The 26,074-nt window shown below is 64.5% G+C and carries 20 protein-coding genes; 4 read left to right on the forward strand and 16 right to left on the reverse strand.

The features are described from left to right. Positions 1-34: 34 nt before the first annotated feature. Entirely contained in the window at positions 35-742 is a 708-nt protein-coding gene (locus MKI86_RS18625; RefSeq protein ID WP_241603999.1) for an AAA family ATPase, read from the forward strand. Between the two features lie 64 nt (positions 743-806). Here MKI86_RS18625 and MKI86_RS18630 read toward each other — a convergent pair whose 3' ends face one another. From MKI86_RS18630 to MKI86_RS18705, 16 genes are all read right to left on the reverse strand, one after another. Then, complete coding sequence (locus tag MKI86_RS18630; RefSeq protein WP_241604002.1) at positions 807-2,336, reverse strand: FGGY-family carbohydrate kinase; 1,530 nt, start codon at positions 2,334-2,336, stop codon at positions 807-809. Between the two features lie 74 nt (positions 2,337-2,410). Then, positions 2,411-3,253, reverse strand: coding sequence for a class I fructose-bisphosphate aldolase (locus MKI86_RS18635; protein WP_241604005.1), 843 nt, complete (start codon positions 3,251-3,253; stop codon positions 2,411-2,413). Then, complete coding sequence (locus MKI86_RS18640) at positions 3,226-4,974, reverse strand: glycerol-3-phosphate dehydrogenase/oxidase (protein ID WP_241604008.1); 1,749 nt, start codon at positions 4,972-4,974, stop codon at positions 3,226-3,228. Before MKI86_RS18640 ends, MKI86_RS18635 begins: the two co-directional genes overlap by 28 nt. Positions 4,975-4,986: 12 nt before the next feature. After that, entirely contained in the window at positions 4,987-5,982 is a 996-nt protein-coding gene (locus tag MKI86_RS18645; protein ID WP_241604010.1) for an aldo/keto reductase, read from the reverse strand. Further along, positions 5,979-6,998, reverse strand: coding sequence for a sugar-binding transcriptional regulator (locus tag MKI86_RS18650; protein ID WP_241604013.1), 1,020 nt, complete (start codon positions 6,996-6,998; stop codon positions 5,979-5,981). Before MKI86_RS18650 ends, MKI86_RS18645 begins: the two co-directional genes overlap by 4 nt. Position 6,999: 1 nt before the next feature. Further along, positions 7,000-7,989, reverse strand: a complete 990-nt coding sequence (locus tag MKI86_RS18655) for an ABC transporter permease (protein WP_241604016.1) — start codon at positions 7,987-7,989, stop codon at positions 7,000-7,002. A gap of 22 nt (positions 7,990-8,011) precedes the next feature. Then, the gene (locus tag MKI86_RS18660; RefSeq protein ID WP_241604019.1) at positions 8,012-9,538 is read right to left on the reverse strand and encodes a sugar ABC transporter ATP-binding protein; all 1,527 of its coding nucleotides are present in this window, start codon (positions 9,536-9,538) and stop codon (positions 8,012-8,014) included. Positions 9,539-9,603: 65 nt separating this feature from the next. Continuing rightward, the gene (locus tag MKI86_RS18665) at positions 9,604-10,632 is read right to left on the reverse strand and encodes a substrate-binding domain-containing protein (RefSeq protein ID WP_241604022.1); all 1,029 of its coding nucleotides are present in this window, start codon (positions 10,630-10,632) and stop codon (positions 9,604-9,606) included. A 276-nt stretch (positions 10,633-10,908) separates the two neighbouring features. Beyond that, entirely contained in the window at positions 10,909-12,561 is a 1,653-nt protein-coding gene (locus MKI86_RS18670) for an OFA family MFS transporter (protein ID WP_241604025.1), read from the reverse strand. 234 nt (positions 12,562-12,795) lie between these two features. After that, positions 12,796-14,811, reverse strand: a complete 2,016-nt coding sequence (locus MKI86_RS18675; RefSeq protein ID WP_241604030.1) for a sensor histidine kinase — start codon at positions 14,809-14,811, stop codon at positions 12,796-12,798. Continuing rightward, a complete protein-coding gene (locus MKI86_RS18680; RefSeq protein ID WP_241604033.1) occupies positions 14,804-16,195 on the reverse strand; it encodes a sigma-54-dependent transcriptional regulator in 1,392 nt (463 codons plus the stop codon). The genes MKI86_RS18675 and MKI86_RS18680 overlap by 8 nt, the downstream gene beginning before the upstream one ends. Positions 16,196-16,303: 108 nt before the next feature. Next, a complete protein-coding gene (locus tag MKI86_RS18685; protein WP_241604036.1) occupies positions 16,304-16,855 on the reverse strand; it encodes a DUF924 family protein in 552 nt (183 codons plus the stop codon). Continuing rightward, positions 16,852-18,636 (reverse strand): monovalent cation:proton antiporter-2 (CPA2) family protein, encoded by a 1,785-nt coding sequence (locus MKI86_RS18690; RefSeq protein ID WP_241604039.1) that lies wholly within the window; start codon positions 18,634-18,636, stop codon positions 16,852-16,854. Before MKI86_RS18690 ends, MKI86_RS18685 begins: the two co-directional genes overlap by 4 nt. A gap of 12 nt (positions 18,637-18,648) precedes the next feature. Continuing rightward, the gene (locus tag MKI86_RS18695; RefSeq protein ID WP_241604043.1) at positions 18,649-18,975 is read right to left on the reverse strand and encodes a nuclear transport factor 2-like protein; all 327 of its coding nucleotides are present in this window, start codon (positions 18,973-18,975) and stop codon (positions 18,649-18,651) included. 48 nt (positions 18,976-19,023) lie between these two features. After that, complete coding sequence (locus MKI86_RS18700) at positions 19,024-19,290, reverse strand: hypothetical protein (protein WP_241604047.1); 267 nt, start codon at positions 19,288-19,290, stop codon at positions 19,024-19,026. A gap of 73 nt (positions 19,291-19,363) precedes the next feature. Then, positions 19,364-20,137 (reverse strand): SDR family oxidoreductase, encoded by a 774-nt coding sequence (locus MKI86_RS18705; RefSeq protein ID WP_241604050.1) that lies wholly within the window; start codon positions 20,135-20,137, stop codon positions 19,364-19,366. Between the two features lie 132 nt (positions 20,138-20,269). On the opposite strand from MKI86_RS18705, the gene MKI86_RS18710 reads away from it, so the two are divergent. The 3 genes from MKI86_RS18710 to MKI86_RS18720 all read left to right on the forward strand — a co-directional run bounded on the left by MKI86_RS18710 (position 20,270) and on the right by MKI86_RS18720 (position 26,073). Next, positions 20,270-21,172 (forward strand): LysR family transcriptional regulator, encoded by a 903-nt coding sequence (locus MKI86_RS18710; protein ID WP_241604054.1) that lies wholly within the window; start codon positions 20,270-20,272, stop codon positions 21,170-21,172. 300 nt (positions 21,173-21,472) lie between these two features. Beyond that, on the forward strand, positions 21,473-25,444 hold the full coding sequence (locus tag MKI86_RS18715) for a Pls/PosA family non-ribosomal peptide synthetase (protein WP_241604532.1): 3,972 nt from the start codon (positions 21,473-21,475) through the stop codon (positions 25,442-25,444). After that, positions 25,441-26,073, forward strand: coding sequence for a 4'-phosphopantetheinyl transferase superfamily protein (locus tag MKI86_RS18720; RefSeq protein ID WP_241604057.1), 633 nt, complete (start codon positions 25,441-25,443; stop codon positions 26,071-26,073). The genes MKI86_RS18715 and MKI86_RS18720 overlap by 4 nt, the downstream gene beginning before the upstream one ends. The last annotated feature ends 1 nt before the right edge of the window (position 26,074 follow it).

A 26,074-nucleotide genomic window follows, 5' to 3' on the forward strand; every position in this document is an offset into this window, starting at 1 on the left:
AATGATCGGCTCGAGAACCATTCCGGGGGACCTCATGCCCGTCATCACATTCGCCAACACCAAGGGCGGCGCCGGCAAGACCACCGCCGTCCTGCTGCTCGCCACCGAATTTGCCCGCATGGGCTACCGCGTCTCCGTGCTCGACGCTGATCCGCAGCACTGGATCACCCGCTGGTACGAGACCTCAGGGGGCGTGCTCGGCAAACGCCTGAACGTCGTTCCCTACGTCACGATGAACTCCATCGACCGCCAGCTTGCCGAAGAGAAGGCGCGCGCCGACTTCGTGCTGATCGACCTGCCCGGCTCGCGCAGTTCCCTTCTCGCCAAGGCCGTCGGCCACGCCGACTACGTGCTCATTCCCGTGCAGGGCTCGGCCATGGACGCCCAGGGCGGTGCCAATGTCATCGAGCTTCTGCAGTATCTGGAAGACAAGGCGAATATCCGCATCCGCCATTCCGTCGTGCTGACCCGCGTCAATTCCATGGTGACGACGCGCGCCATGAACGCCGTGAAGGACCTGTTGGCGGCGCGCCGCGTGCACCTTCTCCCCACCCCCATCGGCGAACGGGCGGCTTTCCGCGATATCTTCGGCTGCGGCGGAACGCTTTATTCGATGGATCCGCGCCGCGTTACCAATCTCGACAAGGCGCAGGAAAACGCCCATGCCATGGCCATGGACGTGCTGCGGCAGATGGCGATCCCCGCCACTGCAAGCGCGCCCGTATTGCGCAAGGTCGCCTAGAACATTTCCGGCCGAAGCGGGATCGCTTCGGCGCCGGACAATTCGGCAAGACCAAGTATCTTCATCATGCCGCGACACCCGTCGCGGCATTGTCAGCGGCCGAAAGGCGTCGCCAGAGCGGCGTCATTGCGGCCGCGATATCCGTATAGAGGGCGTAACGGCGGTCATAGTGCGCGGCCATCGCAGCATTCGGGCGGTAGTGCCGGTCGCTCCGCACCATCGCATTCGCGCCATCGGTAAAGTCGGCAAAGAGGCCGACGCCCGTGCCGGCGGCAATGGCGGCCCCGAGCGCACCCGTCTCACGGGAAACCGCAACGGAAACCGGCACGCCGAGCACATCCGCGAAAATCTGCGGCCAGAGCATGCTGCGCGATCCGCCGCCTGACAGCACCGCCTCCTCGAAGCGCGCACCGGCCTTGCGGATGGTTTCGATGTGCTGGCGATGACCGAAGGCGACACCTTCCAGCAGCGCACGGATCAGGTGGCCCTTGGTGTGCCAGCCCGCCATGCCGTAGAAGCCCGCCCGTGCATGGCCATCCTGCTGGGCACCGTAGAGATAGGGATGGTAGAGCGGATCGTCGGCTGCGGGTGTGATGGCGGCGGCAAGCGCGCAGCAGGCATCGAAGGGTGAGACGCTTTCGTCATGCGCGCCCTCGAAGAACTCCCGAACCAGCCATTCCAGATTGGCCGCCGAGGTCGCGCTGTTTTCCATGGCCATATAGCGTGTGCGATCGAAGGTGGACGACATGAACACGGGGCCATCGAGATCCGGCCCGTCGATGACGACCTGATTGATACTCCAGGTGCCGGCAATGACCGAGGCGCTTCCGGTGCGCGAAACGCCGGAACCGAGCGCGGAGGCCACGACGTCGAACAGCCCGCCGACAACGGGCGTGCCGGCCGCAAGCCCGGTCTCCAGCGCCACGGCCTGCGTGACGGTGCCGGCAATATCCGCGCTTTCGATTAAAGGCGGCAGGAGATTCATGCAATCGCCCAGGCTATAGGCCTCCATCAGCGTCCTGTCATAGCGGCGGGCGGCAAGATCGAGCAGGCCGGCTCCGGACATGTCCGACATTTCGCTGATCCGCTTTCCCGTCAGGCGGTTGACCACGAAATCCTTGGCGAAGAACACCGTGCCGATGCGCTGGAAAAGCGCGGGCTCGGAACGTTTCAGCCAGGCGAGAAGGGTCGGCGTCTGGGCGGGCCAGGGACGCTGGCGGCCGATGGGATAGGTTCGGTCGCCGACACCCTGCGATGTCCATTCCTCCACGAGGCCGGTGGCGCGTGTATCGATCGACTGGATGCCTATGAGCGGCTCGCCCTCGCGATCGAGCGCGTAGAGCCCGTTGCCGTGACCCGCGCAGCCGATCGCCGCGATGTCGCTCGCTGCGATGCCGGCCTTGTCAAGGCAGGCGGCGATCACCCGCTTGGCATTCTCCCAGAATTCGCCGAGATCGCGCTCGACATGGCCGGGGCGCGGCATGCGGCTCTTGCCCTCCTGCCCCGCATGGGCGAGTTCCCGCCCTTCGAGATCGAAGATCACGGCCTTGATGACGGTGTTGCCCGCGTCGAGCCCCAATAGATATTTCGGCATCCTGAACCCCTCCCAAGGTTCGTTTTCCTTCGCGGCACCGGGAACGCGCTGGCGTCCCCGGCACATGCGTCACTTCAGCCCTGCTGATAGAGCGAATAGGCCGCCTCGCCGCTCGCATCCGCATGGATGATCGCCATCAGCCCGCGCACGACGGCGCTTGGATTGGCATGCTGGTAGATGTTGCGCCCATAGACCATGCCCATGGCGCCCTGTTGCATCAAGGCGGCAGATTTTGCAAACACGGCCGAAAGGTCTTCCTTTCCGCCGCCGCGCACCAGCACCGGGCAGCGCGCTGCCTCGACGACGCGGTGGAAATCCTCGGCATTGCTCGTCGGATCGGCCTTGACGATATCCGCGCCCATCTCACGGGCAAGCCGGGTCAGTGTGACGATCTTGTCGGCATCGCCGTCGACCATATAACCGCCATGCTCTGTGACGGGCTGCATGACCAGCGGCTCGATCATCAGCGGCATGCCGTATTTCTCGCAATCGGCCCGTACGCGCGAAATATTCTGAACGCACTGGCGGAAGAGGTCCGGTTCGTCCGGCAGCATGAACAGGTTTACCACCACGCAGGCGGCATCCATCTCGAGCGCGCCGACCAGCGGCTCGGCTTCGTTCTGGAGCACGGCCCACATGTCGCGGTGACGGATGCGGTTATAGGGGTTGCCCATGTCGATGCGCATGACGAGCGCCGGCTTGTCCTTGCCGGGCAGGTCCTGCAACAGCTCCGCCTGGCCGTAGTTCATCTGGATCGCATCTGGTTTCGCATCCACCAGCGCCTTCACCACGGCGGGCATGTTCTCCAGCCCGTCGAGGAAGGACGGCTCGTTGCACACACCATGATCGATCGCCACGTCCAGGCAACGGCCGTTGCCGAACAGCCGGTTCATCCGGACCTTGCGGTTGTCTCGCATCGTTCACTCCTTTGTTCGTTCCTTGCGGACAGGGTTTCCTCCGCGACGCCGTGGCGCTCGCGCATGAGGGTGAGAAATCGGTCACGCTCCGCCGCGGTGCGCTCTGCGCTCCAGCCCTTCTCGACGGCCAGCACGTCCAGCGCAGCATCGACCATCCCGAGCGACAACTCGCCTGAGATGGCGAGCGTCGTGCGGCGCAAAAGCAGGTCATCGAGATGTTCGACGGCCTCCGCCCGGATGAGGTAGAGAACCTCCCGCACGCTATATCCCTCGTGCGGCAGCGGCCGGTCGTCTTCCGCCGCAATGAAGCGGGCGACATCCTCAGCCTCCGTGCCGTAACGTTTGAAAAGCGTTTCGACGCGCGAGACGGAGACGCCTGTCGAGGCCGAAACGTTGCGGATCCATCCGGCGCGATCCGAAGGGAAGCCGCGCCCGCCGCCAATGGCGCGCTCGCCCGTATCGACACGGCGCGCCTGCCCCAGCCGGTCGAGCGCCATGTCGGCGGCGAGTTCACCGAAGGAGCGGAAAGTCGTCCACTTGCCGCCGATCATGCACAGCACCGACGGGCCACCGTCCTTGTCTTCCAGCACGGTGCAGAAATGATCGCGGGGAATGCGGCCGGTGAAGCTGTCCTTGCTGGCCGGCAGCGGGCGAACGCCAGCGAACTGGAAGACGATCTCCTCTGGCCGGATATTGACGCCGGGCAGCACGAAGGCGAGCGATTGCAGGATATAGTCCCGCTCATCCGCCTCGCAGCGCACCGTGCCGGGATCGTCGACACGGATATCCGTCGAGCCAACCAGCACCTTGCCGAGATAGGGAAACAGGATGCAGATGCGCCCGTCCTCATTCTCGTAATAGACCATGTGGCCATCGAGCATGTCGCGCAGCGCCGGATTGTCGACGATGAGATGCGAGCCCTTGGTGCCGCCCATCAGTGGCGCCGGTGCATCCGCGCCCGTCAACAGCGTGCGGTTGGCAATATCGATCCAGCCGCCGGTGGCGTTGACAATCAGCCGCGGCACAATCGGCAGTGTCTCGCCGGTCAGGTCGTCGCGCAGCAGGTAGGTCCCCTCGCCGGCCTGCTCGACCGTCGCGTAGTTCAGCGCCCCGGCGTTCGGACCGGCAGACAGTGCGTCCTGCAGAAGCTCGATGCCGATGCGTTCGGGATGGCTGACCCACGCGTCGTAATAGGTCGCGGAGTTGCGGATCGATGGATTGAGCGACGGCCACTTGGCGAGCGTCGCCTTCCTGCTGCGGAACTGGTGTTTGGGCATCAGCGCACGCTTGCGCGTCAGAAAGTCATAGATGCCGAGACCCGTCTTGATGGCAATGGCGCCGCGACGGCTGGGGCGGCGGGTGAGGCCCAGAAAGCGTACGAAGCCATTGGCCAGCCCCGAGAAGGTATCGAAGATCGGCACGGTCGTGGGCAGAGGCGCGACATAGTGCGGCGCGTTGCGCAGCAACCTGTCGCGCTCCATGAGCGATTCCTTGACCAGGCTGAACTCGCCATTTTCGAGATAGCGCAGGCCGCCATGGACCATGCGCGAGAGCGCCGCACTCGCGCCCGAGCAATAATCCGCCTTATCGACGAGCAGCACATTGACGCCCTGCAACGCCAGCTCGCGGAAGACGCTGAGCCCGTTGATGCCGCCGCCGAGGACGCACACGTCCACCTTCGGGCTCCGGCGAAGCCCGTCCAAAGTCTCGTTCCGGTTCATGATGGCAGTCCGTTATCCGTCCATATTGGCCAGTTTCGCCGTTATGGCATTGTTGATGACCGCGAGGTCTTCCTGCGTGAGCCGGAGCGTGCCGGCCCGTGCATTGTCGAGCGCCTGTGTGGGGCTTCTTGCCCCGCACAGCGCGAAGGTCACGCCGGGCTGCGCCAGCGTCCAGGCGATTACCACCTGTGCGATGCTGGCATCATGCCGCTCGGCAACAGTCCTGATCGCCTCGGAAAAATCACCGGCCTTCTGCCGGTTAGCGACGGAGAAGCGCGGATTGTCCTTGCGCTGATCGTCGCCCGCAAAGACGCGGTCCGGGCCGATGGTGCCGGAAAGAAGGCCGAGCGCGAGCGAGGAATAGCTGAGCGTCGCCACGCCGTTCGGAACCGTGAGCGGCAGCAGATCCGCCTCGATCTCGCGGTCGATCATGCTGAACCGTTCCTGGATCGCGTCGAGCGCGCCGGTGGCGATGTATTGCTCCAGTTCGGCGCGACTGACGTTGCTGGCGCCGATAGCGCGGATCTTGCCGGCCTTCTTGAGTTCCTCAAGCGCCGCAACGGTCTCCGCAATGGGTGTCGTCGGGTCCTGCCAATGGGTGATGTAGAGATCGATGTAATCGGTGCCGAGCCGGCGCAGGCTCTGCTCGACTTCATGGATGATCGCGTCCCGGCCGAGATAGCGGTGAACCGGCTTGCCGTCCTGATCGAAGAAGTGCCTGCCCTTCTGCGTGTGCCAGACCAGGCCGCATTTCGTGGCAATGACCGCCTTGTCGCGCCGGCCGGCAAGGGCCTTGCCGACGATCTCTTCCGAACGGCCGAGCCCATAGGCCGGCGCGGTGTCTATGAGGGTTACGCCCGCATCAAGAGACGCCTGTATGGCGGCAATCGACTGCGCCTCGTCGGTGCCGCCCCACATCCAGCCGCCGATGGCCCAGGTGCCGAGGCCGACGGCCGACGCCTTGACGCCGGAGCGTCCGATTTCGCGGATCAATTGTTCGCCGCTCATGCGGAAAGTCCTTCTTCGGATGCCAGCTCGAGGATGCGCGCGCCGGTCGCCTCGTCGGTAACGAGCGTGTCCAGATGATTGCCGCGCAGCACGCTGAGGATGGAGCTTGCTTTGTTGAGACCGCTCGCCACGCCGATCTTCATGGGGATCGAGGCGAATTCCGCGAGCGTCAGCGAAACGAGCGAACGGTTGAGCGAGTAGTCGCAGATCTGGCCCTCGCCATCCAGAAGATGGGCGAGCAGTTCCGCGCTTGCGCCGGAATGCTCGATGGCGCCGCGGTCCGCACTCGGAGATGGATGAAGGTCGTAATAGGTGGAATCCGAGCTCAGGATGGAGCCGATGCCGACCACCGCGACCTTCGCCTCCCGGGCCCGCTGGAAGACATCAGCCACCGAACGCATGTTGATGAGCATCGCCCGCTGGGCGGCATCGTCGGCAAACAGCGGCGCGTGGATCTGCCAGGAGCGGCCGCCGAGGCGTTCGGCCATCAGCGTCGAGACGTGGTTGACGTCCGTATAGTGCTTGCCCTGTACGCAGCCCGTCGCGGGAATGACCTCGACATCGAAGCGGTGCGGTGCCTGAAGGCCGGCGACCACGGCGCTCACGCCCTTGCCGCCGGTGATGCAGATGGTGTCACCATCACCGATCTCCTCCAGCAACAGCCGGGCAGCCGCCGCGCCGACCGCAAGAAGCGCGGTCTGCGGATTATCGGAAACGGTCGGAACCACGACCGCGCGGCTGATCCCGCCGAGTGCCAGAAGCCGCTCCTCCAGATCGACCAGCGGTTCGACCGGCGACTTGATCTTGATCTCGACGAGACCGAGCTGGCGGCCGCGCTTGATGAGCCGGTTGACGGTGGCGTGCGAGATACCGAGCTGGTCGGCGATCTGCGCCTGTGTCAGGCCTTCCAGAAAATGCAGCACGAGCGCCTGGTGCATCTGCCGGGCGATGACGATCTCCTCGCGCGGAGCCGTTGCTCGGGATTTCAGCGGTGGTTTCAGTCTGGCGATCGGCATGTCAGGCGGCCTTCCGCTTGTGCAGGAAATGGTCGATCGAAACGGCCGCGAGAAGAATGCAACCCTTGATCATATCCTGCCAGTAAACCGAAACGTTCAGAAGGATCAACGAGGAGGTGACGAGCGACAGCAGCGCAATGCCGAGAATTGCGCCGAGAATGGTGCCGGAGCCACCATTGAGCGAAGCGCCGCCGATGACCGCGGCCGCGATGATGTTGAGTTCCATGCCGACGCCGAAGGTGGGCGTGGCCGCGCCGAAGCGGGACATGTAGATGACGCCTGCAACGCCTGCGAGCGTCGAGCAGAGAACCGTGACCCAGAACTTCACCTGATTTGTCTTGATGCCGGAATAGAGCGCGGCCTTCTCGTTGCTGCCGGTGTAGAACACCTTGCGGAAGGCGGTCGCCCGACGAAGCAGGAAGTCGAACAGGACGACGACCGCGACAAAGATCAGGATGACATAGGGCACACCGTAGAAGGTGCCCTGCCCCACTTGCTTGAAGGACGCCGGCAGCGTGAAGAGCGACAGCGGCGTACCCTTGGTGATGATAAGGCAGAGCCCGCGCACGATCACCATCGCCGCCAGCGACGTGATGAAATGGTTGAGGCCGACGACGGTCACGAAGAAACCCATGGCCCCGCCGATCGCCGCGCTTGCGAAAATGCCAATGAGCGAGGCCGACCAGGGATCGAGCCCGGCAAGGAAGAGTGAGCCCGACAGGACCATAGCGAAGCAGACGACGGAGCCGACGGCAAGGTCGATGCCGCCGACGATGAGCAGGATCGTCATGCCGACGACCACGATGCCATCGACGGAGAAACTCATCAGCATGGCGCGGAAGTTCCCGAGCGTCAGGAAGTGCGGCGACGCAAAGGTCATGGCGATGCTGAGTGCCAGAATGATGGCGATCAGCCCTGCCTCGCGCATGGTGCCGATGCGTCTGAACGACGATGTCCTGGGCGACGGTGCCGTCATCGTATCGATAGCCATGGTCTTCTCTCCCACTTCTTTTTCATGCGGCATGGTGCGCCGCCTGTTCGTTGCCAAGCCCGGAGGCGAGGCGGATGACGGCCTCTTCCGACATCTCGTCGGCGCCGAGTTCGCCTGCGATGCGTCCCTCCCGCACGACCAGCACGCGGTCGGAAAGACCGAGCAGTTCCGGCATCTCCGAGGAGATGACCACGATACCGATGCCGGCCTGCGCCAGTTCGCGCAGCAGGCGATGAATTTCTGTCTTGGCGCCGACATCGATGCCGCGCGTCGGCTCATCCATCAGGATGACCTTCGGCTTGACGGCCAGTTGCTTGGCGATCGCCACCTTCTGCTGATTGCCGCCCGACAGCGACTTGACCGGCGCCTCGACGCCGCTCATGCGCACGGCGAGTTTTTTGGCAAAATCCTCCGCCAGCGCCGTCTCCGCACGGCGCTTCAAAAGCCCGGCGCTGTTGGTGAGCGCCTTCAGCTCCAGCACGGAAACGTTCTGCGCGATGGACATTTCGAGGAAGACGCCCGAGCCCTTTCGGTCTTCCGAGAGATAGACGATGCCGGCTTTTACGGCATCCGCATAGGACTGGATCTTCTGCGGCGCTCCGTGCAGCGAAACCGATCCGGCCGTGCGCGGGCGCAAACCGCAGATGCCCTCGGCGATCTCGGTCCGGCCCGAACCGATGAGGCCACCGATCCCGAGGATCTCGCCTTCGCGCAGCTCGAAACCGACGTCGTGGAAGCGCGTCGCGTCGGAGAGCCCTTCTACAGACAGAATGGTTTTCCCTTCAGGCGCGTTCGCATCCCGCTTGTCGGGATAGAGCTGCGTGATCTCGCGGCCCACCATACGACGGACGACATCGTCAGGGGTAATGTCGGCGATGCGGTCGGTGCAGACGTAGCGGCCGTCGCGGAACACCGTCACGCGGTCGCAGAGCGAGAAGATCTCGGCCATGCGGTGGCTGATATAAATGATCGAGATACCGTTCGCCTTGAGATCCCGGACGATCGAGAACAGCTGCTGCGCCTCGGTTTCCGTCAGTGCCGCCGTCGGCTCGTCGAGGATAAGCACGCGGCAGTCGAGGGTCAGCGCCTTGGCGATCTCCACGAGCTGCTGGCTGGAGATGGGCAGGTCAGCGACCTTCTGGCTGACGTCGATGGCGGCAAGCCGGTTCATCACGGCCTGCGCGTCACGCTCCAGCGCGCGGTAATTCATAAAGGGCGAACGCCTGCGGTTGGTCGCGGCCATGAACATGTTTTCGGCAACGGTCGCATCCGGGCATAGCGCGATTTCCTGATGCACCAGGCCGATGCCGAGGGACTGGGCGACAGCGGGGGACGCAATGCGCACGATCGAGCCGTCAAAGCGGATTTCACCCGACGTCGGCTGCAGGACGCCGGCGATGATATTCATCAGCGTCGACTTGCCCGCGCCGTTTTCGCCGCAGAGCGCGTGCACCTCGCCGCGATCCAGCGTGAAGTTGACATCCGTCAACGCCTTCACCGCACCGAAATGCTTGGTCACGCCATGAATGGTGAGCACCGGCTCCGCCATCGTCTTCCTCCCTCTTCCCTCAAGAGCCACCCGCACCGGAGTGCGGGCGGCTTCGCCTTGGGAGATTACTCCTCGATACCCTTGGTGCCGCGGCGCTTCAGGTACTTGTCCCAGTAGAAATCATCGGCGTTTTCGGCGGTCACGACGGACAGGCCGTTATCGACGACGGGGATGCTCATCGGATTGAAGCCCGCGCGCTTGGCGTCGTTCATCGGGTCGATCAGCTCGGGATGCTTGGCAAGCCAAAGCAGCATGAAGCCCATATAGCCCTGCATGCCCTGGTTCGGGTTGATCGAGCCGAAGACTTCGCCGGCCTTGATCATGTCGAGGATGTTGGCGTTGACGTCCGCGCACATGACGAGAACCTTGCCGCCGGCTTCCTTGGCCGCCTGAGCGGCGCCGATGGCCGAGCTCGCCTCAGGCATGAAAACGGCGCCGAGGTTGGGATTGGCCTGGATTATGCTGGAGAGACCCTGATAGGCCTTGGTCGGATCCTGGTTGGAGGCCGCGCGGCCGACAAGCTTCATGTCCGGCCACTTCTCTTCCATGCGGGCGATGAAGGCGGCGATGCGCTTGTCGTGATTGTCCTGGCCGGGATTTTCCAGAACCGCATATTCGCCCTTGCCGCCCATCTTCTCGGCAATCGCATCGGCGGCATAGGTGCCTTCGCGCGTGTTGTCGGAGGTGATGAAGGAAACGCGCTTGGACAGCGGCGAGTCGGCGGCGAAGGTCACGACGGCCGTGCCCTGCTCGATGGCGCGGTTGATCGGCTCGATGAACGGGTCAGAGTTCATCGGATGAACGAGAATGCCGGCCGGGTTCTGCGCCAGCGCCTGATCGAAGCTCGCGATCTGCTTGTTGACGTCATATTCCGGCGTGCCGGTATACTCCGTCTCGCAGCCCATCTGCTGGCCGGCCTGCTTGAACATTTCATAGACCGGGAACCAGTATTCAACGCCAGATACCATGACGTTCATGACGTATTTCTCGCCCGGCTTGCAGCGGAAAGGGCTTTCCGTTTCGGCCGCGGCCGCGCCGGCAAAAAGCGTCGTCGCAAGGACCGCCATGGCGGTCGTCGTGAAAAAAGTGCGCACGTTTCCTCCTCGAGGCCGAAGCCCCTCCCAAATAACCCCAAGGCGCAGCAACCGCGCCGGTGTTTGCATGAAGACCGGAATTCCTCCTCGAAATCCGATGGAGGGCAGCTAACGGCAAGCCCGAGAAGTTGTCAATATAATTCACTAAAAGAAATATATTTCACTATTGTGGTTACGAGTGCCGGTCCCGTTGCTGGGATGTGGGATCTGAAGTTCCCTGCAACGCAAAAAGCCCCGGCTTTCGCCGGGGCTTTCGTTTTCACTCGATAGAGCAGGCTAGAACAGGGCTGCGGTATTCTTGACCGTAACCCAGATGCCCCAGAGCAGCGGCAGGCCGACGATTGCCCAGGCAACGGCCGCCTTGGCGTCGAAGCCGCCGGTGCCGATGCCGAAGGAGCCGGTCGGGCCGGCATTCGCGGCGGCGGTCTTGGCCTGCAGGGACGCGACTTCCTCGTCCGACATGAACCACTTGTCGGAGAGCGGACGCACCAGCGCATTGGCGATCAGCCCCACCGCCAGCATGCCCGCGAGGATATACATCGTTCCGCTATAGAGGGCCGGTCCCGGTTCCACGCCCGCGGAGATCTGCGCCTCACGGATGTAGTTGACCACGACGGGGCCGACGATGCCGGCGGTTGCCCATGCGGTCAGGAGCCTGCCGTGGATGGCGCCCACGAACTGCGTGCCGAAGATGTCGGCAAGATAGGCCGGCACGGTGGCGAAACCGCCGCCATACATCGACAGGATGATGGCGAAGGCGCAGACGAAGAGGACCTTGCTGCCCATGTCGGCGAAGGTCGGCGCCAGTGCATAGAGCACGATGCCGAGGATGAAGAACGTATAATAGGTGTTCTTACGGCCGATCTTGTCGGAGAGCGACGCCCAGAAGAAGCGCCCGCCGATGTTGAACAGGGACAGGAAGCCGGTAAAGCCCGCCGCGATTGCTGCGATGGCAGCCTTTTGCTCGAGGCTCAGATCACCGAAGGAAAGCTCGGGCTGGCCGATAAGGCGGCCGCCGAAGATTTCCTGCAGCATGGGCGAGGCCATGCCGATGACGCCGATACCGGCGGACACGTTCATGCACAGCACGATCCAGACCATCCAGAACTGCATGGTCTTGTGCGCATCGCGCAGGTGTACGTGCTTGGTCGTGATCATGGTGGACTTGGAAACCGGGGGCGTCCAGCCTTCCGGACGCCAGCCAGCCGGCGGAATGCGGTAGCCGAAGGCGCCGCCCATCATGAAGCAGAAGTAGATCGCGGCCATGACCAGGAAGGTCTGCCAGACGCCGGGATTCACATCCGTCTTGAACACATTCATCAGGATATTGGCCAGCGGCGCGCCGATCATGGCGCCGCCGCCGAAGCCCATGATGGCCATGCCTGTGGCCATGCCGCGACGGTCGGGGAACCACTTGATCAGCGTCGAGACCGGCGAAATGTAGCCGAGGCCGAGACCGATGCCGCCGATGAAGCCGGCGCCCAGCCACATCAGCCACAGCTGGTGGGTCATGACGCCGAAGGCTGCGACGACCATGCCGCCGCACCAGCAACAGGCCGAAACGAAGCCGGCCTTGCGCGGGCCCACCCGCTCCAGCCAACCGCCCCAGATGGCGGCCGAACAGCCAAGCAGCACGAAGAACAGGGTGTAGATCCAGCCGAGATCGGCGACGCGCCAGTTGCAGCTTGTGGTAAACAGCGCGGACAGAAGGTTCATGTCGGCGCAGGCGGGATCGGGATCGCCGGCAATCGCCTTGGACAGCGGCAGCCAGAACACGCTGAAGCCATAGGCCATGCCGATGCAAAGGTGGATGGCAAGGGCGGCCGGCGGAACCAGCCAGCGGTTGAAGCCGGGTTTCGCGATGATGCGCTCCCGGTCGAGGATGCCAACGGAATTGCCGCCAGCATAGGTCTCGGTCGATGCAGTCATTGTGTCTCCTCCGCAACGCACCCCTCGGATGCGAAGATTTCGTGGCGGGAGGCGGCCGAATGTCCTTCCGGCGTCCACAGCCGCACCCTCCATGCGAGCGCTGGCCACCGGTCCTCCCGCCAGCTGCTTTGCAAGTGCCATGCCAGAGATGATTTGCTTTGATATCAACGGGTTGAATGACACACGACGCGGCGGTCGGACAAATTGTCCTAAAAAGTCGGACAAATTGTCCGATCACTCCGCCTCGGGCAGCCAGATCGTGAAGGTCGCACCCTCGCCCGGCCGGCTGGCGACGGAAATGCTCCCGCCCTGTCGGCGCACCAGCGTCTGGCTGATCGACAGGCCAAGCCCGGTCCCTTCCTGCCGCTTGGTCGTGAAGAACGGATCGAAGATCTTGGCGGCAAGCTCCGGGTCCATGCCGACGCCGGTATCGCTGACGACGATCTCCACGCCGGGGCGCCCCTCGCGGTCGCTGTCATGCGTACCGATCGTGAGCCGGCCGCCATCCGGCATGGCATGGATGGCATTGACCACGAGATTGACGACCACCTGTTGAAGCTCTGTGCGGTTCATCAGAACCTGCCGGGCGGCCGTGTTGTCGAGCGTCACCGATATGTCGGCCCTCGCAAGCAGGTGCTGGACGAGTGGCAGGCAATCGGCCACCGCAAGGCCCGGTGCATGCCGATCGACAATGCCGGCGAATTCCTCGGGCTTGGCGAACTGCAGCAGCTTGGTGACGATCAGGCTGATGCGCTGGATTTGCTCATCGAGCAGCTGGAACTCGACCTTGGCCAGCTCTGCACGGTCTCCCACCACGGAACGCACGACCTCCAGATTGCCCTGCATGACGGCAATTGGGTTGTTGATCTCATGCGCCACGCCTGCCGTGATCTCGCCGATGGCGGCGAGTTTTTCGGAGAGGATGAGCTGCTTGGTCGTCGCCTCCAGCTTGCGATTGGCAAGCTGGAGTTCGCGCGTGCGTTCGTCGACACGGGCGTTCAGTTCCTCGTTCCAGCCGCGCAGTTGCTGGTCGTTGCGCTCGAGCTGGTCGAGCAACGCATCGAGATGGACGGCGACGCGGCCGATCTCGTCCTGGCTGTCCACCGGCCCGGTGCGCGCACCGAGATCGCCGCTCTCCACCCGCGCGATCGTCGCATCCACACGCTCCAGCGGCTTGAAGATCCCGCGCGCCCAGCGCAGGAAGATCGGCACGCTGGCGGCGGCGATGGCGAAGAAGGCGGCCACGATGGTCAGCACGGTCTGATATTTCGCCGCCGTGAACGGGGCCTCCAGGAAGCCGACATAAAGCATGCCGACGCGCTTGCCGTGACTGTCGACGATGGGCTCGTAGGCGGAAATGTACCAGTCGTTGACGACGAAGGCGCTGTCGAGCCAGGTGCGCCCCTCGTCCAGCACCGCCGCGCGCACCGCCGACGAAACGCGCGTGCCGAGCGCACGCCGACCTTCGAAGAGCCGGACATTCGTGCTCACACGCACGTCATCGAGGAAGAGCGTCGCCGTGCCCTGGCTCCCCTCTGGCAGGCTCGCCTCGCGATAGACGAGGTCGTTGATCGTGTCGATGAAGACGAGGTTCTGGTTGAGCAGGATGCCGCCGACCAGAACGGCACCGCGCCCGCCGCCGAGCGTCACGGGGCTTGCGCTCTGCACGACCATGCCGCGCGTTTCCTCCTGCCGCTCGGTCGGCACGGCATTGGGCGTGGGAACGAGCGGCAGGCGCGCCCGCGCCGCCAGATCCGGCGAGAGCTTCTCGAGATCGGCATTGTCGAAGATATCGATACCGGTTGCTGATTTCCCGGCAATCGCATCTCGAATGACTGGCCAGTCGGTGCGCAGGGTGTTCGACGTCTCGGTGATGACGGAGGCGACGAGCTTGCCGTCAGGCTCCATGACATAGAGGAAATCGAGTTCGAGCCTTGCCCGTGCATCGTCGAGCAGCGACTTGAGCGCGGCGGGGTCGTTGGCGACATCGCGGAAGCCGGCAGAGCCGCCGAGGGCCGTGACATGCTCGCCGGTATTGTCGAGGATATGAGCGAGATACTGGTGCGCGATCGTCAGGTCGCCATTGACCTTGGAGATCAGCGTCGCGTCGAATTTCTCGTTCCAGCGATAGACCGTCACGCCAAGCAGAAGCGGCAGGATGACCAGCATCGGCAGGAGCGCGATGGCGAGTAGCCGGTAGCGAACGGAGCGCGCGGGCCGCACGGCCCCGGCAGGCCTGATTTCAGCCATCCCAGGCCGCCAGCTTGCGATCGATGGTCTTGCGGGAAATACCGAGCTGCCGCGCGGCATCATCCCGCTGGCCGTTGCAGGCAGCGAGCACCGACAGGATGTGGCGTCGCTCGACATCGGCGAGCGAGCCGGCGTCGCCAGGCACGGGCGACGCTACGGCCGAGCCGAACCCTTCCGGGAAGCGGCCGAGGATCAGCGTGCGCTCGATGAGGTTGCGCAACTCGCGCACATTGCCCGGCCAGTCATAGCTCGAAAGGGCCCGGCGGGCCGCGTCGTCGATGGGTACGGCCGGCATGGCAAGCTGGGCCGATAGCTTGTTCATGAAGAGCGCGGCAAGCTCCACCGCATCGCCATCGCGCTCCTTGAGCGGCGGCAGGTGGATCTGCATGACATTGATGCGGAAGAACAGATCGGCGCGGAAGCGGCCGGCCTGAACTTCCTTTTCAAGCTCCGCATTGGTGGCGAAAACGAACCGAAGGTCCACCGGGACCTCGCGCTCGGAACCGACGGGCCGCACCTTGCGGTCTTCCAGCACACGCAGCAGCTTGCTCTGCGTGGCCAGCGGCATTTCGCTGATCTCGTCGAGAAAGAGCGTGCCGCCCTGTGCGTGCAGGAACAGGCCCTCGCGCGCCCGCTCGGCACCGGTAAAGGCCCCCTTCAGATGACCGAACAGCTCGCTTTCAATCATGTCGGGCGGAATGGCACCGCAATTGACGGGAACGAAGGGCTTCTGCGCCCGGTCGGAAAGCGTATGCAGCGAGCGCGCCGCGACCTCCTTGCCCGTGCCCGATTGCCCGGTGAGCAGAACCGTGGTCGGCAGCGGCGCAACACGGGCAATGGCGTCGCGCACGCGAGCGATGGCCGAGGACTGCCCGATCAGCCGGTCGCGCAGGAGAATGTGGTCGGAGGCCGCCTTCAGCTCGTAGCGCAGCACGTAGTTCTCGCGCTGCAGGCGGATACGGTCCAGGCAGCGGGCGACCGCATTGAGCAGCTGGTTGGAGCGGAACGGCTTCAGGATGAAATCGACCGCGCCGGCCCGCAGCGCCTGGATGGCCGTCTCCAGATCGGCATAGGCCGTCATCAGGATGGCATCAGCAAAGAAACCGATAGCACGCTGCTCGGCAAGCCACTCCACGCCGTTCTTGCGCGGCATGATGTTGTCGAGGATCACAACGTCGAAATGATGCTGGTCGAGCTTGAGCGAGGCCTCGTCCGTATCGGCGGCCAGTTCCAGCCGGGCGCAGCGTGGCCCCAGTGTCCGCATCAGGAAGTTGCGCATACCCGGCTCGTCGTCCACCACCAGGATCGAGGCCTGCGCCAGCCAGGGGCCGAACTCCGGATCGACGGACGTGTCGCGCGGCACGCGCGCGGCTTCACTCGACACCTGGTTTCCTCCCGGCGGTCATTCGCATCAGGCGGCCACCATAAGAAGCCGTGGCCGCAAGCACAAGGCGGTGCGGCTCAGGGTAAGGCAGATCGCGTTCGATGTGCCTTAACCCGCAAAGCCGCCTTCCAGCAGGAAGGCTGCTTCTTCCGGCGTGGTGTCGCGGGCGAGCAGGTCATTGCGATGCGGAAAGCGGCCGAACCGCCTGATGATATCGCGGTGTCCTTCTGCATGCAAAAGCCATGGTTCTCCAAGAACCGCATTGAGCGCAACGGACACATCCTGATCGGCAAGCGATTCGGAATGGGCGAAGGGCAGGCAGAAGAACAGCCGGATATCGCCTTCGAAGCGCGCCATGTGACCATTTTCCTGCGCATGGCGTGCATGGAGCCGGGCCAGCGGATCGGTCGCATACATATGCGCCGTGCCGCGGAAGGCATTGCGCGGGTACTGGTCGAGCAGGACCATCAGGGCGAGCGCACCCTCCGGCGTCCCGCCCCAGCCGTCACATTCGCGGCGCGCGGCGGCGACGTGAAGATCGAGGAAGCGCTCGCGAAACGCCGTGTCGAAGGTCGGGTCCTTGGCGAACCACGCCCCCTTCTCCCCAGCGTCCTGCCAGAAGGCAACGACCACGTACGCCTCGGCCAGGGGCGGTTTCAATGCTGCTGCTCCTGCGCGACATTGCCATGGATCATCGAACGACCCGCATAGATTCCGCCTGCCGTTTCCAGAGCAAAGCGCTCCGCATCCTGCTGACGGATGTCGCCGATCAGCTCCGCGGCCTCTTCCGGCGTATCACCCAGCCGCATGAGGGCTTCCCGGCCGACCAGCAACGCGCTCTCAAAGGTCTCGCGGATCTGGAAATCCACGCCGGCCTCGACGAGCTTTAGCGCGTGTTCGCGGTCAAAGGCGCGGGCCAGCACCGGCACCGTCGGGAATTCGTGCCTCGCCAGTTCTGCAATGCGGGTCGTGGCCTCGGCATCGCCCGCCGCCGCGATGATCAGGCTTGCATCGGCGGCCCCCGCCGCATGGAGGATATCCAGCCGTGCGCCGTCGCCATACCAGATCTTGAAGCCGAAATCCTTGGCATCGCGGATGGCATCGGGATCGGATTCGATGATCGACAGGCTGTGGCCGCGCGCCAGAAGCGGTTGGCTGATGATCTGCCCAAAGCGCCCGAAGCCGATGAGCAGCACCCGGCCGGAAAGGCCCTCGGCCGCCTCCACCCCGTCCATCGACGGGGACGCCTTGGGCACCAGCCGATCGTGCAGGATGATCATGATCGGCGTCAGCACCATGGAGATGATGATGATGGCCGTCATGTTGGCGTTCCATTCGGGTGTGAGGATCCCGAACTGGGTTGCCGTTGCGTAGAGGACGAAGGCGAACTCGCCGCCCTGAGCCATCAGGACCGTGCGCTCCAGCGCTTCGGCACGGCCGGCCTTCATGAAGCGGGCGACCGCATAGATGACCACCATCTTCAGGATCATGAAAGCGGGAACGGAAATGGCGATGACCACCCAATTGGCGGCGATGATGTTGAGATCGAGCGCCATGCCCACGCCGAGGAAGAACAGGCCGAGCAGCAGGCCGCGGAAGGGCTCCACATCGGCTTCTAGCTGGTGGCGGAAGGAGGATTCCGACAGCAGGACACCCGCGAGGAACGCGCCCATCGCCATGGAAAGCCCGCCTGCCTGCATCAGGACGGCCGCGCCCAGAACCACCAGCAGCGCGGCGGCCGTCATGACTTCGCGCGCGCCGAAGCGGGCGAGAAGGCGGAACATCGGATCGAGCAGGTAGCGGCCGGCAAGCACGAGGGCGGCGATGGCAGCAAGGCCGATGGCCACACCCTGGAGGCGGTCCGCCATCGTCGCTTCCGCGCCGCCGGGCGCCAGGAAGGCGACGAGCGCCAGAAGCGGCACAATGGCGAGGTCTTCCAGAAGGAGGATCGCGATGATGCGCCGCCCGCGCGGCAGGTTCATCTCGCCGCGCTCTTCCAGCATCTGCATGACGATCGCCGTGGAGGTCAGCACGAAGCCGGTGCCGGCAACGAAGCTCGCCTCCGTGGGATAGCCGAGGAGGATACCGACCCAGACCAGCGTCGCGATGGCGAGGCAGACCTGAACGAGGCCCAGCCCAAAGATTTCGCCGCGCATGCTCCACAGCCGCGAGGGCTGCATTTCAAGGCCGATGATGAAGAGGAAGAGCACGACGCCCAGTTCCGCGATATGGAGGATCGACTGGGCGTCATGGAAGAAGCCGAGCCCGAACGGGCCGATGGCCAGTCCCGCCGCGAGATAGCCGAGCACGGAACCCAGCCCAGCGCGCCGGAACAGGGGAACGGCGATGACGGCGGCCGCGAGCAGAACCACGACCCCCGTCAGTTCGACACCACCATGCTGCGCCGCCTCGGCGGCATGCGAGACTGCTTCTGCTGCCATGCACGTACCCTCTTATTGTGCGGGAATGCGGAATTCGGTGATCAGCCCATCGGCCAGCGTGACATAGGCCTCGCTGCGCCCGTTGAAGACACGGCTTTTCCAGTCGAAGACGATATGCGTGGTCGGGCCCTCGGTCGCGGCTTCGATCACTGTCATGTGCGCCTTGGCGCCAATCGCATCGGAGCGGGCCCATGAGAGGACGCCTGCGGGACCTTTCAGGATGCGGCCCCAGTCGTTGATGCTGCCTGAGGGTGAAAAGGCGGAAACGAATGCGGCTTCATCGCCTGCATTGATAGCGTCGACGGCGGTCTGGAGCGCAGGCGGAAGGGAAACCGGCATATAGGTATTTTCCTGATTCCTAATGGAGCGATAGTGCCGGGACGGCAATCATTTCGCAAGCTGCCATGCGAGCCCGCCAGCCAGGACCGCCGGAACGATGAACACCACCGCAAGGATCGGCAATTCCTGCGTCACGGTGTAACCGGCCTTGGTGACGCCCACCCACATGTTCGTGATTGCAACGACCAGCCAGACCGGGATGAACAGGCGTGCGCCCGCCGCAATGCCGGCGACATCCGCGCCCCACAGCTTTCCGAAAAGCGCAAAAACGCCGAGAAGGATCACTCCTCCGACGATGACAAGAAGCATGTGCATGGGACGTCTCCCGTTGAGGTTTGTGAAAGGAATGAAAGACCACCGGCGGGACGGACCGCCGGTGGCCACCCCGTCACTTGGTGGTGTAGCCACCATTGACGAGGATGGTCTGGCCGGTCATCCACCAACCCTCGGATACCATGAAGCGGATGTAGGGCACGATATCCTCGATATGGGTCAGACCCGTGGGCGTAAACTTCGACAGGGCCGCCGCCGTCTTGTGGTAGGCGACCGCGTCGGCGCCCTCGGCCGGATAGAAGAAGGGCGTGTCCATCGGGCCCGGGCCGATGGCAGTGACCGAAATGCCGCGCTCCCCGAACTCCTTCGATGCGGCCCGCGTGAAATGCTCGACCGGCGCCTTCGTGCCGGCGTAGCTCGCGTAGAACGGCGTGAAGGCGCCGAGAAGCGAGGTGACGAGCGTGCAGATCTTGCCGTTGTCGTTCAGGTGCTTGCCGGCTTCCTTGATGAAGAAGAAGGCAGACTTGGCATTGACCGCGCTCATGGCGTCATATTCGGCTTCGGAAATCTCGACGATCGGCTTCTTCAGCACCTTGCCGACAGTGTTGATCGCGATGTCCGGCCGGCCGACGGCGGCGGTGACATCGGCGAAGAGCTTTTCCATGGCGCCGGCCGAGGTGAGGTCGGCCTGGAAGGCGACCGCTTCGGCGCCGGCGGCTTTGATGGCGGCGACAGTGGCGTCCGCATCGGCCTTGCTGGCTGCGCTGTTGTAATGGATGGCGATGGCCTTGGCGCCGTGCTCGGCGAGGTCGCGGGCAATCAGGCCGCCGAGATTCTTCGCGCCGCCGGCGATGATGACGGTTTTGCCCTTGATGCTATGATCGGTCATGGGAGTATGATCTCCTTCGTTGGCACGGCCTCATGCCGCGCTTACATTAGCAAATGTACGGTCTAGGATTTCGGGATAAAGCCGCCTATCGTGACATCACTTGTCAGGAATCAAGAACAATGATGGGGCGTGATGGACCGGATCGACCTGTTTCGCATTTTCTGCCGGGTGGTCGAGTGCTCCAGCTTCACCCGGGCCGCCGATACATTGGGCATGCCGCGATCATCGGTTTCGGCGGCGGTTCAGGAGCTTGAAACCCGCGTTTCGGCACGGCTCCTGCAACGCACCACCCGCCGGGTCTCGCCGACACAGGAGGGCCTTGCCCTCTACGAGCGTTGCCAGCGGCTGATCTTCGATGTCGAGGAGGCCGAAAACCTTTTCCGCCACGACGCCGCCCAGCCCTCCGGCATGCTGCGCATCGACGTTCCCGGTCGGATCGGTCGGCTGATTATCGCGCCCGCGCTGCCGGGATTCCTGGAGCGCTATCCGAAGATCGACATCAGCCTCGGAGTCACCGACCGCGCGGTCAATCTTTTCGAAGACAGCCTGGACTGCGTGCTGCGCGTCGGACCGCTCAGCGATTCCGGCCTGATTGCACGGCCCATCGGCAAGCTGGCGCTGATCAACGTCGCGAGCCCCGCCTATCTGGCGCGCCACGGCACGCCCGCATCGCCGGCCGACCTCGCGGCGCATTGGGCCGTCAATTACGCCTCCCCGTCATCCGGCCGCGTCGAGGACTGGGAATGGCAGGAGGATGGCGCGTTGCGAACCCTGCCCGTCAAGAGCCGCGTCACGGTCAACAGCGCGGAAGCCTATATCGCCTGCTGTCTCGCGGGGCTCGGCCTCATCCAGATTCCCGCCTATGACGTGCGCCGCCATCTGGAGGCGGGCGAGCTTGTGGAGGTCATGCCGGAACAGCGCCCGGAGCCCATGCCGATGACGCTGCTCTATCCGCACCGCCAGTTCCTGTCGCAGCGCCTCCAGGTCTTTATAGAATGGCTCGAGGCCCTGCTGAAACGGCACCTCCTGCCGTGACAGCCGGTGCGCCATGGTGCGGCGGCACAACAGCAAACAGAATTTATCGGCCGCACGTTTTCCGCCTCAAAAAGCCACTTTTCTTTTTCTAGAGCCGGGCGTATGGCGCCACCTCGACGATGGCGGCAGTCGCAACGGCCCCCGCCGGGCGATTCGAACGGTCCCGCGCCCCAGGCGCGCCACTGCCCGAACGCCAGTTCGCCGGACAAGGCACAAGCAGGATTTTAGAACATGAACGATGCAGGGCCCCTTTTGCGCGGCCTCACCCAGGGCGCCGTGGAATCCACGGTGAGCGGCCTCATGCCGCAAATCCTCTGCGGTCCCGATTTCTCCCATCCCGGCCAGCCGGAAGAGCGGCTTTCAGGCGTCTTTGAGGGTTTGGCCTCAACCTTCGGCGCCTCGCCCGCCGTGCTCGATAACGGGCGGGTCTGGAGCTACCGGGAGATGGATGCGGAGGCGAACCGCCTCGCGCACCTGCTGGCCCAACGCGGGGTCGCGCCCGGCGACCGCGTCGCGCTGCTGCTCGACCGTTCCGCCGAGACCTACATCACCATCCTCGCCGTGATGAAGGCGGGTGCGGCCTTCGTGCCGCTGGCACCGGCCTTTCCCGACGAGCGCATGGCGCTGATCGTCGAGGATGCCGGCGTGCGCCTCGTCGTCACCGTTGCCGGCTACGCGGCGCGCGCCGCAGGCCTTGTCGTGCCGCATGTCGTGGTCACCGCCGGTGGCGAGGAAACCGCCCGCTTTCCCGACACGCCGCCGGCCGTCGATACGTCCGGCGACGACATCTGCTACATCCTCTACACATCAGGCACGACGGGCCGACCCAAGGGCGTGGCGGTGCGCCACCAGAGCATCTGCAACTTCGTGCGCGTGGCTGCCCATGCCTACGGCTATCGCCCGGGCGACCGGGTCTACCAGGGCATGACCATTGCCTTCGATTTCTCCACCGAGGAAATCTGGGTACCCTTCGCCGCCGGTGCGACCGTGGTGCCCGCACCGGGCCGCATGACGCTGGTGGGCGAGGAGCTTGCGGACTTCCTGCGCGCCAACGCCATCACCTGCATGGCCTGCTCGCCGACGCTGCTGTCCTCCATCGAAAGCGACGTGCCGAGCCTGCGCGCCATCCTCGTCGGCGGCGAGGCCTGCCCGCACAATCTCGTCACGCGCTGGTCGAAGCCCGGCCGCCAGATCCTCAACACCTATGGTCCGACCGAGGCGACAGTCACGGCAACCATGGGATATCTGACGCCCGACCGCGCCGTCACCATCGGCGCGCCGCTGCCCACCTATTCCATCGTCATCCTCGATACCGACGCCCCGCAGCTGACGGCGCCGGGTGAACTGGGCGAGATCGGCATTGCCGGCATCGGGGTCGCCGTCGGCTACCTCAACCGGCCGGACCTGACGGCGCAGAAATTCATTCCCGATTTTCTCGGCCTGCCGAACAATCCCTCGCAGCGCATCTACCGCACCGGCGATCTCGGGCGCATCAATGCCGATGGCGAGGTCGAGTACCATGGCCGCATCGACACCCAGGTGAAGATCCGCGGTTACCGCATCGAGCTCGGCGAGATCGAAGCCGTGCTGCTCGACCAGCCCGGTATTGCCCAGGCCGCCGTCACCACCTGGGAAATGGAACCCGGCCGTGTGGAGCTCGTCGGCTATTACGCGCTGAAATCGGGCGCGGATGCAGTCCTGCGCGCCGATCTGGCCAAGGCGCTGCGCCAGCGCCTTCCCGACTATATGGTTCCCGCTTTCCTGGAGGAGTTGCCGGCGCTGCCGATGACCGTTTCCGACAAGGTGGACACGCGCAAGCTTCCCAAGCCCTCGGGCCTGAGGCTCGGCGGCGAGCGCAAGGCGATCCTGCCCTCCACCGACGAGGAGCGCTTCATGACGGAGGCGCTGCGCGATGTCCTGAAGATGGACGACATCTATGTCGAGGATCATTTCTTCGATGATCTCGGCGCCAATTCCCTGCTGATGGCCCGCTTCTGCGCCAGGCTGCGCACGCGCAAGGAATGGGCCGGCACCTCGATGCGCGACATTTACATGCACCCGACGGTCGCGGCACTCGCACGCCACCTGCACGGCCCACAGGAGGACGTCGCCCTTCCCGAGGAGCCTTGCCTGACGCACCACGCCTCGGACCTCGCCTACTGGACCTGCGGTGCGGCCCAGCTCGCTTTCTACGGCCTCTACAGCTACTTCGGCTTCTGGATCCTCAATTCGGGCCTCAACTGGGTCTATGACATGCTGGACGATCCGGTTCAGCTTTACCTGCGATGCGCCGTGCTGTCGGCCGCCGTGTTCTTCGGCATGTCGGGCTTCGCCGTGGCCATGAAGTGGCTGCTGGTCGGGCGCTGGAAGGCGGAACGCTTCCGGATCTGGGGGCTGCGCTACTATCGGTTCTGGGTGGTCAAGACGCTGATCCGCACGGCTCCCGTCGTGCTGTTCCGCGGCAGTCCGCTCTACAGCCTCTATCTCCGCCTGCTCGGCGCGCGTCTTGGCCGCAGCACCACCGTCGAATGCCGGGCCGTGCCCGTCTGCACCGACCTCATCTCAATCGGCGAGAATGCGATCCTGCGCAAGGAATCGATGGTCCTCGGCTACCGTGCCCAGGCCGGCTACATCCACACCGGCCCCATCGCCATCGGCCGTGACGCCTTCGTCGGCGTCGGCTGCATGATCGACATCGACACCTCGATCGGCGACCGTGCGCAGCTCGGGCATGGCTCCTCGCTCCAGCGCGGCCAGCACATTCCCGATGACGCGCACTGGCATGGATCGCCGGCCGTTCCGACATCGGCGGACTATTGCGCGGTTCCCGTCGTCACGCTGTCGAAGACCCGGCGCTTTCTCTACGAGGCGGTGCAGCTGGTCACGCTGTTTGCCGTCGTCACGCCCTTCCCGTTGCTCTTCCACAGCTACTGGCAGAATGTCAGCGACGACTACCAGGAATCCATCGGCATCGTCGCCATCGGCACGACGGTGACGCTCTTCATCCTCATTGGCGCGCTGCTGTTTGCGGCACTGGTGCTGCCGCGCCTGTTCAGCCTCGTCTTGAAGCCCGGCCGCGTCTACCGGCTCTATGGCTTCCATTTCTGGCTGCAATCCATCGTCGAGGTCTGCACGAACGCCCGGCTGCTCAACCTGCTCTTCGGCGACAGTTCGGCCGTCGTGCACTATATCCGCGCGCTTGGCTGGAACCTCAACACGGTGGTCCAGACGGGCTCCAACTTCGGCAGCAACCAGCAGCAGGACAACCCGCTGTTCTGCGAGATCGGCACGGGCACCATGGTGTCGGACGGTCTCTACATGATCAACGTCCACAAATCGGCCTCCGCCTTCCGGCTCGAGCATACCAAGGTCGGCGAGCGCAACTATTTCGGCAACAACATCTTCTATCCGCCGGACGGGCGCACGGGCGACAACGTGCTTCTGGGCACCAAGGTCATGGTGCCGATCGACGGGCCGATGCGCGAGAATGTTGGCCTCCTGGGTTCACCGCCCTTCGAAATCCCGCGCATGGTCAAGCGCGACAAGGAACTGATCCAGGGCGTCAGCGACGAGGAGCGCCGTGCGCGCCTTCCGCACAAGAACCGCCACAACCTCGCGACCGCGATGATGTTCATTGCCGTGCAATGGACGACATTGTTCGTGACGCTCGCCATCTGGGACCGCGCGCTGAACTACTATACGGAATGGGCAAATGTCGCACTGTTCGCCGCGGTCGTGCTGACGGGCGCCATCACCATTCCCTTCTACATCTTCATGGAATGGGCGAGCCTCGGGTTCCGCAAGCTCCAGCCGCAGGTGACGACCATCTACGACGTCGCCTTCTGGCGGCACGAGCGCCACTGGAAACTGTCGGATTCGCCCATCGTGCGCCTCTTCGCCGGCACGCCCTTCCGCCCCATGATCCTGCGGGCGCTCGGCGTGAAGGTCGGCAAGCGCGTCTATGACGGTGGGGCCAATCTCACCGAACGCTCGCTGGTGGAGATCGGCGACGACGCCACGCTCAACGAGGGCTGCGTCATCCAGGCGCATTCGCTGGAGGAAGGCGCCTTCAAGTCGGACTATATCCGGATCGGCAACGGCTGCACGCTGAGCCCGGCCGCCTTCGTGCATTACGGCGTTACCATGGGCGATGGCTCCATTGCCGATGTCGACTGCTTCATCATGAAGGGCGAGATTCTCGAGCCGAACTCGATCTGGCGCGGCAACCCCGCCAAGCTCTACGGCTGGGTCAAGCCGGTCGCGGCGGAATGAGTGACGGCGCGGGTGAGGCGGCGCTTTCGGCGGCAATGAAGCGGATTGCGCCGCCGGGCATCCGCCTCGGCTGCCGCCTTATCCGCGATGGCGACGAAGCGTTGCTCCTGCCTGCGGAGGCCGCAGCCCTTCCCACCCGCCGGACGGCAGCCCGGCGCGCCAGCGGTGCCGCGCGCGCCCTTGCCCGGCATCTGCTGAAGAACGAGGGGATGGCGGACGCCGTCATAGGTCGATCGGCGACGGGCGCTCCGCTCTGGCCGCCAGGCGTGGTCGGCTCGCTTGCCCATGACGACGAAATGGCGGTGGCGGCCATCGCCAGGGCGGCCGATGTTCCCTCGGTCGGGATCGATGTGGAGCCGGCCGATCCGTTGCCGGACGACATCGCCGCCCTCGTTTTCCATGATGGCGATGCGGTCGGCGGCGTCGAGCCGATGCTGTCCGGGCGTGCCCTCTTCAGCGCCAAGGAGGCCGTGTACAAGGCCATCCATCCGCTCGACGGTGAAATCCTCGACTATGAGCATATCCGCGTGGACTTCGCACGCGGCCGGGCCACCACCACGACCGGCCACGCCATGCGGCTGTTCTTCTGCCTTCATCCCCGCGTGGTCGTGCTGGCCGTCTCGACGTAAG

It is taken from the genome of Shinella sedimenti (genome assembly GCF_022601905.1).
Taxonomy (GTDB): Bacteria; Pseudomonadota; Alphaproteobacteria; order Rhizobiales; family Rhizobiaceae; genus Shinella; species Shinella sedimenti.

Excerpts from the sequence above, each read along its gene's own strand:
- MKI86_RS18625 (WP_241603999.1), top strand. The coding sequence starts at position 35 with ATGCCCGTCATCACATTCGCCAACACCAAGGGCGGCGCCGGCAAGACC.
- MKI86_RS18705 (WP_241604050.1), bottom strand. The coding sequence starts at position 20,137 with ATGACCGATCATAGCATCAAGGGCAAAACCGTCATCATCGCCGGCGGC.
- MKI86_RS18720 (WP_241604057.1), top strand. The coding sequence starts at position 25,441 with ATGAGTGACGGCGCGGGTGAGGCGGCGCTTTCGGCGGCAATGAAGCGG.
- MKI86_RS18645 (WP_241604010.1), bottom strand. The coding sequence starts at position 5,982 with ATGAGCGGCGAACAATTGATCCGCGAAATCGGACGCTCCGGCGTCAAG.
- MKI86_RS18715 (WP_241604532.1), top strand. The coding sequence starts at position 21,473 with ATGCCGCAAATCCTCTGCGGTCCCGATTTCTCCCATCCCGGCCAGCCG.
- MKI86_RS18695 (WP_241604043.1), bottom strand. The coding sequence starts at position 18,975 with ATGCCGGTTTCCCTTCCGCCTGCGCTCCAGACCGCCGTCGACGCTATC.
- MKI86_RS18650 (WP_241604013.1), bottom strand. The coding sequence starts at position 6,998 with ATGCCGATCGCCAGACTGAAACCACCGCTGAAATCCCGAGCAACGGCT.
- MKI86_RS18700 (WP_241604047.1), bottom strand. The coding sequence starts at position 19,290 with ATGCACATGCTTCTTGTCATCGTCGGAGGAGTGATCCTTCTCGGCGTT.
- MKI86_RS18690 (WP_241604039.1), bottom strand. The coding sequence starts at position 18,636 with ATGGCAGCAGAAGCAGTCTCGCATGCCGCCGAGGCGGCGCAGCATGGT.
- MKI86_RS18630 (WP_241604002.1), bottom strand. The coding sequence starts at position 2,336 with ATGCCGAAATATCTATTGGGGCTCGACGCGGGCAACACCGTCATCAAG.
- MKI86_RS18670 (WP_241604025.1), bottom strand. The coding sequence starts at position 12,561 with ATGACTGCATCGACCGAGACCTATGCTGGCGGCAATTCCGTTGGCATC.
- MKI86_RS18640 (WP_241604008.1), bottom strand. The coding sequence starts at position 4,974 with ATGAACCGGAACGAGACTTTGGACGGGCTTCGCCGGAGCCCGAAGGTG.
- MKI86_RS18635 (WP_241604005.1), bottom strand. The coding sequence starts at position 3,253 with ATGCGAGACAACCGCAAGGTCCGGATGAACCGGCTGTTCGGCAACGGC.
- MKI86_RS18655 (WP_241604016.1), bottom strand. The coding sequence starts at position 7,989 with ATGGCTATCGATACGATGACGGCACCGTCGCCCAGGACATCGTCGTTC.
- MKI86_RS18660 (WP_241604019.1), bottom strand. The coding sequence starts at position 9,538 with ATGGCGGAGCCGGTGCTCACCATTCATGGCGTGACCAAGCATTTCGGT.
- MKI86_RS18675 (WP_241604030.1), bottom strand. The coding sequence starts at position 14,811 with ATGGCTGAAATCAGGCCTGCCGGGGCCGTGCGGCCCGCGCGCTCCGTT.
- MKI86_RS18710 (WP_241604054.1), top strand. The coding sequence starts at position 20,270 with ATGGACCGGATCGACCTGTTTCGCATTTTCTGCCGGGTGGTCGAGTGC.